This is a genomic window from Runella rosea, from assembly GCF_003325355.1.
GTDB lineage: Bacteria > Bacteroidota > Bacteroidia > Cytophagales > Spirosomataceae > Runella > Runella rosea.
Genome location: NZ_CP030850.1, coordinates 3,473,925 through 3,487,697 on the forward strand (window position 1 = coordinate 3,473,925; position 13,773 = coordinate 3,487,697).

Sequence of the window (13,773 nt, forward strand, 5' to 3'; positions counted from 1 at the left end):
CGTCTTACCTTTCCTTTTTTTAAAGAACAGATTCGCTTTTATGGAGTCAATGATGGGAAAAGTCCTTCGCGTATTTCTGCTTTGCACTTTCTGCTTTGTTGTCAACTCACTAAAGGCACAACGACCGCAGGGGCGCTTCTTGACCGACAGCATTGAAATCGGCAAGCCTTTTCAATACGCCCTGAGCTTTCGTCATTCGCCCAAAATCGAAGTTTTTTTTCCCGATACCAGCGCTGATTTTCGCCCTTTTCAAATTACGAAGTCTGATTATTTCCCTACCAAGACCAACGAATCGGGCAGTTTGGACAGCGCGGTATATACCTTACTTTCGTTTGAACTAGACAAAATCCAAACGTTGGAAGTGCCCGTTTGGATTTTGAAGGGCCGCGATTGCACCGCCGTTTATTCTGCCAAAGACGCTATCTACTTAAAGGAACTCATCAAAGAAGGTGCTTTGGATACGCTTGATTTGAAAGCCGATACGCAGATTATCCCGCTCCAAAACCAGACCAACTTCCCTTTTATCCTGCTCGTCTCTCTGTTGGTTTTGTTGATCGGAACGGGCGTTTATTTACTCTTTGGAGAAACCCTCACGCGTCAATGGGAGCTGTTTTTGATGTTTCGCCGAAATCAGGAATTCCAACGAAACTTCTCGCGACTCACGCGCGACGTAACTGGCAAAAAAGGCATTGACAACGCCGAAAAAGCCGTGATCCTTTGGAAAATGTACCTCCAACGCCTCGAACGCAAACCCTACGCCACCTACACCACCAAGGAAATCACCGATAACCTTTCCAATGCCCAATTGGCCGATGCGCTCAAATCCATCGACGGCGTTATTTACGGCGGTTTGGCCTCCTACAACACCGCCGACTCCCTCAACGTATTGCGCGACGCCGCCACCCAAAGCTACCGAAATCGACGCATCGAACTGGCACAGGCCCCTACGGCAGCGGCGCGGCGGTAGGCAATGCAAATGCTTTTCCCATTGAATTATACCGCTGATTATTTTTGAAACTATTTGACTTTTACGTTAAATTTGGTGTATACTTTAACGAAAGCGATCAGCAAAGTGCTCTACAGCAATTATTGACAATAAAGAAACGATGCTTTGATTAATGAACGCTTTTTAGCTACAATGAAGATTTAACTTTATTTTGCGCTTAGTCATGAAACAGGTAACACTCAATATTCCCGAAAATAAATTTGCTTTTTTTATGCAATTGGTTCGTTCGCTGAATTTTATACAAGTAGTTGATAATGAACCAAAAGACAAATATGATTCTGAATTTGTCGACCGAATTCAAAAGAGCCGGGAAGAGTATAGCGAAGGCAATTTTATAAGCGTTGAAAAAGAGGACATTAAAGGCTTTTTGGGTATAGAATGAGTTACCGCCTTGATTTTACCAAGCAAGCCCAAAGCGATATTGACTTTCATAAAAGGTCGGGCAATAAGGCGATTCTTAAAAAATTACTTACATTACTGGAAGAACTTTCGGAACACCCATTTACCGGAACAGGTAAGCCCGAAGCATTAAAATACGATTTGGCCGGGCTGTGGTCTCGGCGTATTAATCATGAGCATCGCCTTATTTACGAAGTGGCAGGCGATACCATTGTCATCATTCTGGCCGCAAAAGGACATTATCAATAAAGACCAAAGCCCCATCACCGGGGCTTTTTTGTCAATGGCAATCCCCATTTCAAACCGCCTGAAATGGAAAACGTAGCTCCCTAAAGCTACCGCAATCGACGAATCGAACTGTCACAGGCCCCTACGGCGGCGGCGCGGCGGTAGGGTAAATGGTTTTCCTATAAGCCAATTTTTTAGCCAAGAAGCTAATAACAACTATTTTTTTCTAATACGATTAACAGAGCCAAAAGGTGTGTCCATTTCATATGTATAGGATTCTCCATCAAGGGAGTTATAGGTTTTCCTATTCCATTTTTTGTTCATATTATATATTCTTAAAACAAGAAATGATAAATCTAACCACTTCTTTTCCAACACTATTTTATAGTGATGACTATACTCTTTCCTTTTTATAAACTCATTATAATAGAAGTCAAAATATACTTTCGAAGAGTCTGTATTAAAAGCCTTTTTTTGTAATTCGCTCATAACAAAAGACAAATTACCCGGTTCATAACGTACAGTACAGGTAACTTCATCCTTGCTACAACTAATTGAGGGCTCATTATTCCTCCAACTACTACATTATTATCAATCACAACAATCATATTTACCCTTTGTGTAAAATCTTGTGCAAAAGAAAACCCAAATGATAAAATGAAAACTGCGGAGAAAATTTTCACAGGGTTCCTCCAAATTCTGTATCTCCACATACCTTATGCGTTAATAAAATTATAAATCAACCTTTTAGCAAACTTCTCTACAAATCCACTCCAAAGTCCATATCTCCACCGACCTTGCACGTTTTTATTTTATAAAGACTTTTTAACAAGTTTGCAAAGACACAGATGACGGTGAATAGACAATTCAAATCCCCCTCACTCCAACCGTTTCTCATACTTATCAAAGATCAAATCAAAGCGGTCGTTGAGGATGTCGGCTAGGTGGCGATGGTATTCCGGAAAATCGGGCAGGTTGTTGTGACCTCCTCCGTAGATGGGAATCAGGCGCGACGATTGCGGCACCAGATTGGCAAGGCGTACGCTCGACCGAAATGGAATCAGCACATCTTTAGTACCATGAATAATGTAAATAGGGCACTTGACGTATTTGATCCAAACATCGGTACGAATGGAAAATTTGAGGATGTAAGAAACGGGCAAAAACGGCAGGAAACGGGTGGTCAAACGCGTAAAACTGTAATACGGCGCATCCAGAATCAACATTTTGGGGTGGTTGACCGAGGCAAGTTTGGTCGCAAATCCTGAGCCTAACGAACGCCCATAAATGATGATTTTTTCTTCAACATAGCCATACTTGGAGCGCATTTTATTGTAGATGTACTGAGCATCGTTTTTGATGCCATCTTCCGTTTGTTTTCCTACGCTTTTGCCAAAACCACGGTAATCAATCATCAATACGTCGTAGCCGTGTTGCGTAAAATCCTTGGCGTATTTGGACCAGCCTTTGATGCTGCGCGTATTGCCGTGGAAGTAAATCAACAATCCGCGAGAGGCTTCTTCTTGATAAAAACGCAGGGCATTAATGCGCACATTGGGTTCGGGGTCAAAAAAAAGTTCTTCAAACAAATCTTCGTATTTGTATTCAAAATCCTGCGGAAGTTTCTCGGGTTTGAAGATAAATTTCCCCTGAATCAAATACGCAACAATGCACAGGACGATATAAATCCCCCCAATCCAAATCAGGCGTTCGGTGGTAAAAAACTCAAGCATTGGTTTTAACCTATTTTTTCTACGAAAATAGCAATAAAGACGTGGGAAGCGAGGAGCGAGCAGACAGAATTTTCAAAATACGACTCTTTTATTTCTTTACTCCTTAGCGACTTTGCGTGAATGAAAAGCGCTTACTGCTTACCTTTGCTTTGATTTCAAGTAAAATCGGCCTTTTTTCAACTTTTTGCATATTAACTTACCATAACTTATTTACCTGTGAAATACCTTTTAGGCTACGACGTAGGCAGCTCGTCCGTAAAAGTTGCTTTGTTGGATATAGAAACGGGCAAAGCCCTCGCCACGGGCACCTCACCCGATCAGGAAATGGGGATGATTGCCCACGAAGCGGGCTGGGCCGAGCAGCACCCCGACAGTTGGTGGCAAGAAGCCGTCAATGCCACGCATAAGTTAAAAGCCAAATACCCCTTCGACCCCGCGCTGGTAGCGGGCATTGGTATTTCGTACCAAATGCACGGCTTAGTGGTGGTTGATAAAGACCTACGTCCCCTGCGCCCTTCCATCATTTGGTGCGATAGCCGCGCCGTTGAAATCGGAAATCATGCTTTTGATGACTTAGGCAATGATTATAGTTTGCAGCATTTGCTCAATTCACCGGGCAATTTTACGGCGTCAAAGCTCAAATGGGTAAAAGACAAAGAGCCACAGATTTTTGAGCAAATTCGGTATTTCATGCTGCCTGGCGACTATCTCGCCTTGCGGATGTCGGGCACGCCGCAAACCACCGTTTCGGGGCTTTCTGAAGGAATTTTCTGGGATTTTGCCGAGCAAAAAGTTTCACAAAAACTCCTCGACTTATACGGGTTTGATTCGTCATTGATTCCTGAGATAGTGGATACTTTCTCTCCCCAAAGTCAGCTTTCGGCTTCGGCAGCCGCGGAATTGGGCCTGAAAGCAGGCATTCCCATCGCCTACCGCGCCGGCGACCAGCCCAACAATGCCTTCTCGCTCAACGTGCTAAATCCAGGCGAAGTAGCTACTACGGCGGGGACGTCGGGTGTGGTATACGGCATCAACGCTCAGGCTACCTCCGACCCACTCTCACGGGTGAATACCTTTGCCCACGTCAACAGTACCCCCGAAGACCAACGAAACGGCGTATTGCTTTGCGTAAACGGAACGGGAATTCTGAACAGCTGGGTACGTCGTTTTGCCAGCGGCATCTCTTACGATGAAATGAACCAACAGGCCGCACAAACGCCCATCGGTGCCGAAGGACTTACCTTTTTGCCTTTTGGCAATGGAGCCGAGCGTGTCCTCGAAAACCGTTTGTTGGGGGGGCAGTTGCAAGGAATCAACTTCAATACCCATACGCCCGCGCACGTGTTCAGAGCGGCGCAAGAAGGCATTGTGTTTGCGCTTCAATACGGTTTGCAAGTGATGAAAGAAATGGGCGTCCAAACGCACACCGTACGCGCTGGTCACGCCAATTTGTTCCTGAGCCCATTATTCCGCGAAGCCTTTGCCAACACCACGGGCGCTACCATTGAGTTGTACAATACCGACGGCGCGCAGGGAGCCGCCCGGGCGGCGGGTATTGGTACGGGGGTGTTTGATTTCAAATCAGCCTTCAACGGCCTGACGCAAATCGCCACGGTAGAGCCGTTGGCCGATTTACAAGAAAAATACGCCAACACCTACGCCGTTTGGGAAGAAGCATTGAAAAAAATATAATATTTCGCCCCTTTGTCAAAGCGCTGTACTTTGACAAAGGGGGATTTATCCCTAACTTGCAGCGTTATTTCTTAGGCAATCACTCACAAAAACAACGTTTTCACATGGAAGCGCATCAAGAACAGGAAGTTCACTGGGGTTGGCTACTGGCCTACTTTTTGGTTATTATCGTTTTGTTGTTCGTATTTGGCGATGTATTCGTTGCCCTTCTCGGCACCCTCATTCAGGGAATTATTTTTGCAGGATACCACAACGAGTTACACAAAGAAATCTAGCTCACCTTTGAGTAAAAAAATACAAAGCCGACGAGTGTCGGCTTTTTTTGTGGTACTTGAGGCAACAACCTTTTACTGATACAATAACAAACCGAGCCTGATTTACGTTTTTCTACAAAACCAACCCAACTTACTTACCCATGAAGAAAATGCGCATTTGTCTTTTTTTGCTGTTTTTGTCGATGCAGGCACTCGCTGGTACCAATCCCGATGCCTGTCTAGGTACTTGGCTGACTGGCTCCAAAAAAGGCCATGTCCAAATTTATAAACAAGGTGATAAATATTTCGGAAAAATTGTTTGGCTCAAAGACCCTAATGACCCCGCCACTGGCAAACCCCTCACCGATTCCAAGAACCCAGATGTGCATAAAAAAAATCGGCATCTGTTGGGTTTGGTCAATCTACATGGTTTTAAATATGAAGGCAATAATACTTGGGAAGACGGCAAAATCTATGATCCCGAAACTGGCAAAGAGTACAGTTGCAAAATCAAACTCACCAGTGCCAATCAACTAGACGTGCGCGGCTTCATTGGCGTATCGCTTATTGGCCGCACCGATAGCTGGGTGAGAGTAAAATAAACGGTTCGGCTCATCAAAACCCACTTCATAAATCACATTAAATGAATACGCTCTTTCCTATTTTTCTAAAACTTGAACAACTTCAAGTACTCATCGTAGGTGGTGGCTATGTCGGGTTGGAAAAACTTACGGCGGTATTGGCCAATGCTCCCCAAACCGACGTAACGCTCGTTGCGCCCGAAATAAGGGCCGAAATCCACGCATTAGCGCAGCAGCATCCCCATGTTAAACTCGTAATTGATGTATACAACCCCTCTTTTTTAGAGGAAAAAGATTTGGTGATTGTGGGTACCAACGATAAAAGCGTCAATCGGCAGATACAGGAAGATTGCAAAGCCAAACGCCTACTCGTAAACGTAGCTGACACCCCCGATCTCTGCGATTTTTACTTAAGCTCAGTCGTCAAAAAAGGAGATTTAAAAATTGCGATTTCAACCAATGGCAAGTCGCCGACTTTTGCCAAACGATTCCGTGAAGTGTTGGAAGAAATCCTGCCCGATACTTTGCAGGAGACATTGGATAATTTACAGCAAATCAGGAATAAACTGAAAGGAGATTTTCAGGAAAAAATGGATAAGTTGAACGAAATCACAAAAGTAATGAAGTAGGGCAAAGTTGGCAGCGATGCCGTTTTTAAGGCTTAAAACAGATTGAAATTGAAGGGCTTATCTCTCAAAATCAAGAAGTAAATCAGGCCCGCCAATACAATGTAGCTAACGATAAGCCATTTCTTCTTTTGTTCAAACTCCCGGTGATGATGATAGTAATCATAATACATCGAAGCCGATAAGCCAAACACCATCAGCATCACGCACATGATGGCACAATGGGTGCGGTACATGATAAATTGATGCAGAAAAGGCGCCCCCATCAATATATAAAGTAACCACGTCCCGAACCCCATTCGGTACAAATAAACGCTCAAACGGCGATCATTTTTAAGATCAAAGAGTTTATCATTCATCTGAGTAGGAGGCTGGTTTTCAGTAAAATTAGTTAGTTTTGCACTAAAAGTCAAATTCTTCCAACCCTTATACGTTTTATGTCCCTGAAAGTGTTGATTATTCGTTTTTCTTCCATCGGTGACATTGTTTTGACCACCCCAGTTGTTCGTTGCCTCAAAACCCAGCGACCTGATGTGGAAATTCATTATTTGACCAAATCTTCGTACAAATATCTGCTCACCGACAACCCTTACATCGATCATTTACACCTATTGGATGGAAGTATTTGGGGCATTGCAAAACAGCTCCGAAAGGAAAAATTTGACCTTGTTATTGACCTTCACCAAAACCTCCGAACCCTTCAAATCAAAGCCGCACTTGGCGTGCAGGCGATTAGTTTTAATAAGCTAAATTGGGAGAAGTGGTTGTATGTCAATTGGAAAATAAACGCTTTACCCAACGTCCATATTGTAGACCGTTACCTCAACACATTGCAAACATTGGGAGTGGTCAACGATGACCGAGGATTGGATTATTTCATTCCTTACCGCGATATTATCGAGCCAGATTGGCTCCCCGAAAGTCACCAAAAGGGGTTTGTGGCCTACGCCATCGGCGGTCAACACGAGACCAAAAAACTCCCCCTAAACCGTATGATTGAGTTGTGCGAAAAAATCAACTTCCCCATCGTTCTTTTGGGCGGAAAAGAGGATGCCGCCAACGGCGATATGATTGAGAAAGCCATCGGTAAGCATTTTATCTACAATGCTTGCGGTAAGTGTAATTTTAACCAATCTGCTTCGCTGATTCAACAATCCAAGTTGGTGTTCAGTCACGATACAGGCTTGATGCACGTGGCAGCGGCTTTCAAAAAGAAAATCTATTCGATTTGGGGAAATACCGTTCCCGAGTTCGGCATGTATCCGTACCAAACGCAGTTTGTAATGCTTGAGAATCGTCAGCTTACTTGCCGTCCGTGCTCCAAAATTGGCCACAAACGCTGCCCGAAGGGTCATTTCAAGTGCATGACTGAACTGTCGTTTGCCTTTGAAATCAAAGAATTAAAACGACAAAGCTGGCAGTAGAAACAGGTAATCAGGAGAACAAAAAAATTCAGAATGTAAAATATAAAAATATATAATACAGCGCTTTCCGAACGATTTTCTTTATCAGTTTTACATTTTTCAGTTTCTCGGTTCTACATTCCTCGGTTTTCTGGTTTCTCTGCTAAATAATCACAGCAGCCCTTCCACCAATTTTACAACGGCTCCCAACCCCTGCGCATCCACGGCGCTGAAATCGTCCAATTGGTCACTGTCTACATCTAGCACCATTGCCACGCTCCCATCAGGGGCAAAAACGGGCAATACAATCTCCGATTTGGAGGCCGAACTACACGCAATATGTCCAGGGAATTGCTCTACATCGGGGACAATTATGGTTTCTTTACGGGTGTAACACGCCCCGCACACGCCTTTATCAAACTGAATACGCGTACAAGCAATTGGCCCCTGAAAAGGCCCTAGCACCAATTGTTGGTCTTTTTTGAGGTAAAAGCCGACCCAGAAAAAGCTGAACGCCTCGCGCAGTGCCGCTGAGATATTGGCCAAATTGGCAATTAAATCGTTTTCACCTTCAGTAAGCGCCGCAATCTGCGGCACCAGACTCTCATACAGCAAAGCGCGATCGGTGGTAGCGGGAAGATATAAGGTTTCGGCCATGATTTTTTAATGGTTGATGAAGCTAACTACTTTCTGAACTTTAAACTTATTCCAATGATATTTTTAGATTTGCATTCTTTCGTACCTTGATACTCATCGAATGTTCAGCCATACAGTATCCACTTTTATTCTCAAACACCGTCTGGGTCTCTTGGTAGCCTATATCGGCCTGACGGTCTTTATGGGGTATCAAGCCACCAAAGTTCGCTTTTCTTACGAATTACCCCAAATTTTACCCGAAAGTAACCCTGATTTTCAATTGTACCAATCGTTTAAAGCACGCTACGGAGAAAATGGTAATGTGTTGGTCATCGGCGTGGCTACCGACCAACTGTTTACGTTACCCATTTTCAGGGATTGGTACGAACTGAATCGGAAAATCAAAAAGATTAGTGGCGTAAAAGACGCTATTTCCAGTGCCAATCTAGTGGAAATTGTTCGCAACGACAGCCTTAAACAATTCGATTTCAGGCAAATAATCCCTAACAAACCCAATAGCCAGACCGAAGTAGATTCGATTAAAGCCAAAATCGGCCGTTTACCTTTTTACCAAGGATTTATCGTCAGCGCAGATGGGAAAGCACATTTGATGGCAATCACACTTGAGCAAGACGCCCTCAATCACCCAAACCTAAACACATTTATCGACCAAATCAAGCGAGAAACACTGGCTTTTGAAAACCTCCACGGCCTGAAAATACATTTATCGGGCATGCCCTATATACTTACCGAATACGTCGCTAAGGTGCGTCAAGAAGTCGTACTTTTTAGCATTTTAGCCATCATAGTCACGGGGCTTATTTTACTTTTTTTCTTCCGTTCGTGGATGATGATGCTTATTTCGTTGGGCGTCGTCTTGGTCGGGGCCGTGTGGAGTGTAGGGTTTATGAGCCTTTTAGGGTACAAAATCACCCAGCTTACAAGTATAATACCCTCTCTGATGGTGATGATTGGCGTCTCTAATGCCTTCTTTGTGACAAAAAAATACCACGAAGAATTCTCCCGACTGGGCAATCAACGCCAAGCCCTGCAAACTACGGCCGAGAAAATCGGCGAAACCACTTTTTGGACCAACCTTCTGGCCGCCATTGGGTTCGGTGTCTTTTCTCTAGCGGGCAGTAAGTTCTTGGCGGAATTTGGCCAGCTTGCGGCTTTGAGTCTGCTATGCACCTACGTTATGTGTATGACGACTATCCCTATTTTTTACAGTTATTTATCCGACTCCAACGAAAAACACCTTGGGCGCTTAGAAAACAAGTATGTCAACCTATTTCTGAAAAAAATTGATGAATGGGTACACCATCGCTCCCCCGTTATTTATGGTTCAGTGGCGGCGTTACTTATCGTGGCATTAGTGGGTCTCATCCAAATCAAAAATACTAGCTTTATGGCGGACAATCTCCCTCAAAATAGCCCGCTTGTGAGCGATTTAGATTTTTTCAAAAAACATTTTAAAGGAGTAATGCCGTTTGAAATAAACATTGACACTGGCCGCCCTGGACGCGTTTTGGCTCCTCAAACGTTGACAAAAATTAATCTTTTGCAGAAAGAGTTTGCTCAATATCCTGAGTTTACCAAACCGCTTTCGGTAGTCGAAGCCACCAAATTCATTTACCAAGGTTACCGCGACGGCGACCCCAAGTATTTTGTATTGCCCGATGCGCTCGAACTCAGCAAATTGGCCGAATATATTGGCAATTTCAAAGGCAATGATAACCGTCTGAATAGTTTTATGGACAGCACGCGGCGATATACCCGGGTGAGTTTTCAAATCGCCGACGTTGGCACTGATCGGATTGCCGCGTTGTACGCACTTCTACACCCCAAAATTGATAGTTTGTTCAATATAGATTCCAGCACGGGCAAACAAGTTGAGAAAGAGGAACGATACGAAGCCAAAATCACGGGAAGTGCTGTGGTATCTAGCAAAGGCAATGATTATTTGTTACAAAATTCGATTGAAAGTACCCTGTTAGTCATTGGGTTAATTTCAATTTTAATGGTCGTACTTTTCGGTAATTGGCGCCTGATTTTGATCGCCCTAGTTCCGAGCTGCGTCCCTTTGATTTTGGCAGCAGGAATCATGGTTTTTTGGAAAATACCTCTAAACGCTATCACCACGCTTGTTTTCAGCATTGCATTCGGACTTTCTTCCATGAGCGTCATCCATTTTTTGACCAAGTACAAAGATGAATTTCGCACCAACAAAAGCAGTGTAAGCGAAGCAATTTCCCATACAATTCAGGTTGTAGGAATAAGTATGTTTTACAACGCCCTCATACTGTTTGCAGGATTTGCTATTTTTACGACTTCAAACTTCAAAGGGACCGTTGCGATGGGAATTTTGGTCGCCATTACGTTGTTAATGGGAATGTTGTCCAATTTAATCCTCCTGCCAACGTTTTTACTTTGGTTCAATAAAAAGTTAGTTAATGGCTAAATAGTAAAAAAACACCAACCGTTAGCTTTAACAGGTAATCTCCCTAAAACAATGAAAATACTTTTTAACATACTCCTCATTTTCATCTTCTTTGTGGCCTTCGTTCCTCCGTTCCGGCGCTTTATGTTTTGGTTGCTAGTGGGACGTCAATTGGTAAAAGAGCAGAAAAAAGCAAATCAACCCTCCCAACGTCGCGAAGGCGAAATCAGGGTAGAACCCAAACCCACTAGCTCCGACCAATCGCGGTTTCGGGGTGGCGAATACGTTGATTACGAAGAAGTAAAAGATTAAGTGTTGGTCGTTGTTCTACAGAAAAGCCTTTCTTCTCTCTGTAAACCATCGACTTTTGACCAGTAATAAACATGTGGGATTGGTTTTCTGCCGAATGGTTTTCACTCGCTAAATTACGTGCTTTCAGCTGGGCACATCCTTACTTTTTGTACGGAATATTGCTGATTCCCATTGCGTTTTGGCTCCGACAGGCGTTTCATGCGGGCGCTTTTCAACGATTAGGAATTACGTTTGTGAATACCGATACCCCCAAAAGTTTCTCGGTATGGCTGCGGTTGCTTTTTCCTATTTCTGGCTTTTTGGGGCTAAGCTGTCTTCTATTGGCGCTAGCCCGCCCGCAGTCCATCAATATACTCACAGAGCGTGACGCGGAGGTTATTGATATCATGTTGGCCTTGGATATTTCTGAGTCCATGCGCGATAAAGACCTACCTCCCAGCCGATTAGCCTCTGCCAAATCGGTGGCCAAATCGTTTATTGGTGGGCGCTTACAAGACCGTATCGGCATTGTTTTATTTGCGGGGGAGGCATTCACCCTTTGTCCTTTGACCAACGATTACGAATTACTATACAGTTTTTTGGACGACGTCAGTCATGAGCAAATTACCATTGCAGGAACTGCCGTTGGCAGCGCCTTAGCGGTATGTATCAACCGATTGCGTGAAAGTACCTCTAAATCAAAAGTGGTCGTTTTATTAAGTGACGGTGAAAGTACCGCTGGCAATTTGGACCCCATCACCGCCGCCAAACTGGCCAAAGCCTACGGCGTACGTGTCTATACCATTGCCATCGGCCGTACTGTGCCCAAGTCACTTGTCAACAATTCGCAGCACAATTCAGACTCTGTCGCCCTTACTTCCCCCCAAACCGCCCCCGACGAAGGCACATTGCAGCAAATAGCGAAAGCCACCAATGGCCAATTCTATCGCGCTACCGACAATACCACGCTTAAAAACATATTCTCACAAATAGATAATTTGGAACGTGTCAAAGTCAAAAACCGTCGTTATCAAGAAGTTAAAGACTTCTATCGGGTGTATCTCGACTGGGCCTTGGCTTTCTTTCTGTTAATGATGTTTTTGAAAGTTATCTTTATTGCTAATGTGTTAGAAGACTAGCCACCGTAGTATATTGACTACTCACGCGGGCAATGGGATCTCCCGCGCCATCGGGATCATTGATAGCCGAACCAAAAGTAGGAACCGCATTACCACGAATCAGTAAAAGTCCCGCCACGTGCGGGGCCGCCATAGAAGTCCCCGACAAAATCGCGTAACGCCCGTTGGCATAGGTAGAAAGGATTCTGACGCCATACGCAGCTACATCAACCACGTCATTTCCGTAATTGGAAAAGCTGGCAAAACGGCCCGTACTGTCGACTGCCGATACCGTAAACACATTGGCATGGTTGAGTCTACCTGGCGAAAAGCCATTGGCCAATTTTTTGTCGTTGCCCGCTGCAATCGCAAATAAAATTCCTTTTTCAGCCGCCGCCTGCACTTGGCGGTCCAATGTGCTTGAAATTCCATCCAATCCTAAACTCATATTCACCACGTCGCCTGCTTTGCCGTTTTGACTCACGTGAGCTACCGCCGCCACCACACTCGAAAGGCGTCCTTCGCCCAGTTGATCTAGGGCTTTCAACGCCACTAATTTGACTCCAGAAGCTACGCCCACAATACCGATGGTGTTATTGAGCGCCCCAATAATACCCGCCACGTGGGTTCCGTGCCCATTATTATCATCGGCCGAGGTTTGTCCTGTAATGAACGATTGGCTGCGTTGGGTATCGACGTTCAAATCAGGGTGGTCGAGGTCAACGCCGGTATCTATAATCCATACGGTTTTTTCTGCAAAATTTTGGCCATTCCCGTACCCAGTTTTCCGAGTACTCCACGTCACCGAAGCGGGTGCGACTACGTCTACACAACCACACACACTCACCACTCGGTCGGGTTCAATCACTTCAACGGATGGGTCTGTTTGGAGCGTTTTTACCTCTCCTTTAGAAAGCTTTGCTACAAAGCCACGCGTTTTCCCCGCAAAAGCTGTTCGAATGGCTCCCGAAGATAAATGGTGTTTGCTCAGAAGTTGCTCCGAAAATGCCGCAATACGCGCATTCGTAGCGGTCTGAGTTAGCGCCGATGTTTCCGCATTTTCTTTCAAAGTCACAATATACTCTCCTTCAATTACTTCACCACTATGAGCCGAGGCCGCCACCAAACAATCGGTAGCTGGTTCAAGTGAGTTTTCGCTTTCGCAAGCGGCTATCCATACCAATCCTAAGATAAAAGATACCTTTTTCATTTGCAGTCAGTTGATTTTGAGAAAAAGGTAGAAGGTAGGTCATGGAGGAGATGAGCGTTAAATTCGATACTTCTAACGCGGCTAAGCAGGGCAAAATTGTTTTGATAAAAATAAAATTGTCAGCATACAGCCGCTACTTTGCAACTGCACACTGAC

General features: G+C 44.5%; 15 protein-coding genes. 11 read left to right on the forward strand and 4 right to left on the reverse strand.

Going from position 1 to position 13,773, the window contains the following annotated elements:
* The first annotated feature begins 40 nt into the window (after positions 1-40).
* From DR864_RS14480 to DR864_RS14490, 3 genes are all read left to right on the forward strand, one after another.
* On the forward strand, positions 41-967 hold the full coding sequence (locus DR864_RS14480) for a hypothetical protein (RefSeq protein WP_162793838.1): 927 nt from the start codon (positions 41-43) through the stop codon (positions 965-967).
* A 202-nt stretch (positions 968-1,169) separates the two neighbouring features.
* The gene (locus DR864_RS14485; protein WP_229599390.1) at positions 1,170-1,388 is read left to right on the forward strand and encodes a DUF2683 family protein; all 219 of its coding nucleotides are present in this window, start codon (positions 1,170-1,172) and stop codon (positions 1,386-1,388) included.
* A complete protein-coding gene (locus tag DR864_RS14490) occupies positions 1,385-1,654 on the forward strand; it encodes a Txe/YoeB family addiction module toxin (protein ID WP_114067652.1) in 270 nt (89 codons plus the stop codon). The genes DR864_RS14485 and DR864_RS14490 overlap by 4 nt, the downstream gene beginning before the upstream one ends.
* Before the next feature lie 857 nt (positions 1,655-2,511).
* Here the strand turns inward: DR864_RS14490 and DR864_RS14505 are convergent.
* Positions 2,512-3,366, reverse strand: a complete 855-nt coding sequence (locus tag DR864_RS14505; protein WP_114067655.1) for an alpha/beta hydrolase — start codon at positions 3,364-3,366, stop codon at positions 2,512-2,514.
* Between the two features lie 216 nt (positions 3,367-3,582).
* Between DR864_RS14505 and DR864_RS14510 the strand changes: the two genes are divergently transcribed.
* The 4 genes from DR864_RS14510 (at position 3,583) to DR864_RS14525 (ending at position 6,522) form a co-directional block, all read left to right on the forward strand.
* The gene (locus tag DR864_RS14510; RefSeq protein ID WP_114067656.1) at positions 3,583-5,058 is read left to right on the forward strand and encodes a xylulokinase; all 1,476 of its coding nucleotides are present in this window, start codon (positions 3,583-3,585) and stop codon (positions 5,056-5,058) included.
* Between the two features lie 104 nt (positions 5,059-5,162).
* Positions 5,163-5,333: a hypothetical protein gene (locus tag DR864_RS29835; protein WP_158550035.1), complete on the forward strand. Its 171-nt coding sequence runs from the start codon at positions 5,163-5,165 to the stop codon at positions 5,331-5,333.
* Positions 5,334-5,473: 140 nt separating this feature from the next.
* On the forward strand, positions 5,474-5,914 hold the full coding sequence (locus DR864_RS14520) for a DUF2147 domain-containing protein (RefSeq protein WP_114067658.1): 441 nt from the start codon (positions 5,474-5,476) through the stop codon (positions 5,912-5,914).
* A 41-nt stretch (positions 5,915-5,955) separates the two neighbouring features.
* Positions 5,956-6,522, forward strand: a complete 567-nt coding sequence (locus tag DR864_RS14525) for a precorrin-2 dehydrogenase/sirohydrochlorin ferrochelatase family protein (RefSeq protein WP_114067659.1) — start codon at positions 5,956-5,958, stop codon at positions 6,520-6,522.
* Positions 6,523-6,554: 32 nt separating this feature from the next.
* Here DR864_RS14525 and DR864_RS14530 read toward each other — a convergent pair whose 3' ends face one another.
* Entirely contained in the window at positions 6,555-6,878 is a 324-nt protein-coding gene (locus tag DR864_RS14530; RefSeq protein WP_114067660.1) for a hypothetical protein, read from the reverse strand.
* Positions 6,879-6,956: 78 nt separating this feature from the next.
* On the opposite strand from DR864_RS14530, the gene DR864_RS14535 reads away from it, so the two are divergent.
* Positions 6,957-7,943, forward strand: a complete 987-nt coding sequence (locus DR864_RS14535; protein WP_114067661.1) for a glycosyltransferase family 9 protein — start codon at positions 6,957-6,959, stop codon at positions 7,941-7,943.
* Positions 7,944-8,093: 150 nt separating this feature from the next.
* On the opposite strand, the gene msrC is transcribed toward DR864_RS14535, so the two are convergent.
* Positions 8,094-8,579, reverse strand: coding sequence for a free L-methionine (R)-S-oxide reductase MsrC (msrC, locus tag DR864_RS14540; protein WP_114067662.1), 486 nt, complete (start codon positions 8,577-8,579; stop codon positions 8,094-8,096).
* Between the two features lie 100 nt (positions 8,580-8,679).
* Between msrC and DR864_RS14545 the strand changes: the two genes are divergently transcribed.
* The 3 genes from DR864_RS14545 to DR864_RS14555 all read left to right on the forward strand — a co-directional run bounded on the left by DR864_RS14545 (position 8,680) and on the right by DR864_RS14555 (position 12,428).
* The gene (locus DR864_RS14545) at positions 8,680-11,019 is read left to right on the forward strand and encodes an efflux RND transporter permease subunit (protein ID WP_114067663.1); all 2,340 of its coding nucleotides are present in this window, start codon (positions 8,680-8,682) and stop codon (positions 11,017-11,019) included.
* Between the two features lie 51 nt (positions 11,020-11,070).
* A complete protein-coding gene (locus DR864_RS14550) occupies positions 11,071-11,310 on the forward strand; it encodes a DUF4834 domain-containing protein (protein ID WP_114067664.1) in 240 nt (79 codons plus the stop codon).
* 71 nt (positions 11,311-11,381) lie between these two features.
* Entirely contained in the window at positions 11,382-12,428 is a 1,047-nt protein-coding gene (locus DR864_RS14555) for a vWA domain-containing protein (protein WP_114067665.1), read from the forward strand.
* Here DR864_RS14555 and DR864_RS14560 read toward each other — a convergent pair.
* Positions 12,409-13,617: a S8 family serine peptidase gene (locus DR864_RS14560; RefSeq protein WP_114067666.1), complete on the reverse strand. Its 1,209-nt coding sequence runs from the start codon at positions 13,615-13,617 to the stop codon at positions 12,409-12,411. The two genes, DR864_RS14555 and DR864_RS14560, sit on opposite strands and share 20 nt — an antisense overlap.
* Between the last annotated feature and the right edge of the window lie 156 nt (positions 13,618-13,773).

What these genes read in the sequence shown, in the direction of transcription:
- DR864_RS14480 (WP_162793838.1), top strand. Translation starts at nt 41, where the DNA reads ATGGAGTCAATGATGGGAAAAGTCCTTCGCGTATTTCTGCTTTGCACT.
- DR864_RS14485 (WP_229599390.1), top strand. Translation starts at nt 1,170, where the DNA reads ATGAAACAGGTAACACTCAATATTCCCGAAAATAAATTTGCTTTTTTT.
- DR864_RS14490 (WP_114067652.1), top strand. Translation starts at nt 1,385, where the DNA reads ATGAGTTACCGCCTTGATTTTACCAAGCAAGCCCAAAGCGATATTGAC.
- DR864_RS14505 (WP_114067655.1), bottom strand. Translation starts at nt 3,366, where the DNA reads ATGCTTGAGTTTTTTACCACCGAACGCCTGATTTGGATTGGGGGGATT.
- DR864_RS29835 (WP_158550035.1), top strand. Translation starts at nt 5,163, where the DNA reads ATGGAAGCGCATCAAGAACAGGAAGTTCACTGGGGTTGGCTACTGGCC.
- DR864_RS14520 (WP_114067658.1), top strand. Translation starts at nt 5,474, where the DNA reads ATGAAGAAAATGCGCATTTGTCTTTTTTTGCTGTTTTTGTCGATGCAG.
- DR864_RS14525 (WP_114067659.1), top strand. Translation starts at nt 5,956, where the DNA reads ATGAATACGCTCTTTCCTATTTTTCTAAAACTTGAACAACTTCAAGTA.
- DR864_RS14530 (WP_114067660.1), bottom strand. Translation starts at nt 6,878, where the DNA reads ATGAATGATAAACTCTTTGATCTTAAAAATGATCGCCGTTTGAGCGTT.
- DR864_RS14535 (WP_114067661.1), top strand. Translation starts at nt 6,957, where the DNA reads ATGTCCCTGAAAGTGTTGATTATTCGTTTTTCTTCCATCGGTGACATT.
- msrC (WP_114067662.1), bottom strand. Translation starts at nt 8,579, where the DNA reads ATGGCCGAAACCTTATATCTTCCCGCTACCACCGATCGCGCTTTGCTG.
- DR864_RS14545 (WP_114067663.1), top strand. Translation starts at nt 8,680, where the DNA reads ATGTTCAGCCATACAGTATCCACTTTTATTCTCAAACACCGTCTGGGT.
- DR864_RS14550 (WP_114067664.1), top strand. Translation starts at nt 11,071, where the DNA reads ATGAAAATACTTTTTAACATACTCCTCATTTTCATCTTCTTTGTGGCC.
- DR864_RS14555 (WP_114067665.1), top strand. Translation starts at nt 11,382, where the DNA reads ATGTGGGATTGGTTTTCTGCCGAATGGTTTTCACTCGCTAAATTACGT.
- DR864_RS14560 (WP_114067666.1), bottom strand. Translation starts at nt 13,617, where the DNA reads ATGAAAAAGGTATCTTTTATCTTAGGATTGGTATGGATAGCCGCTTGC.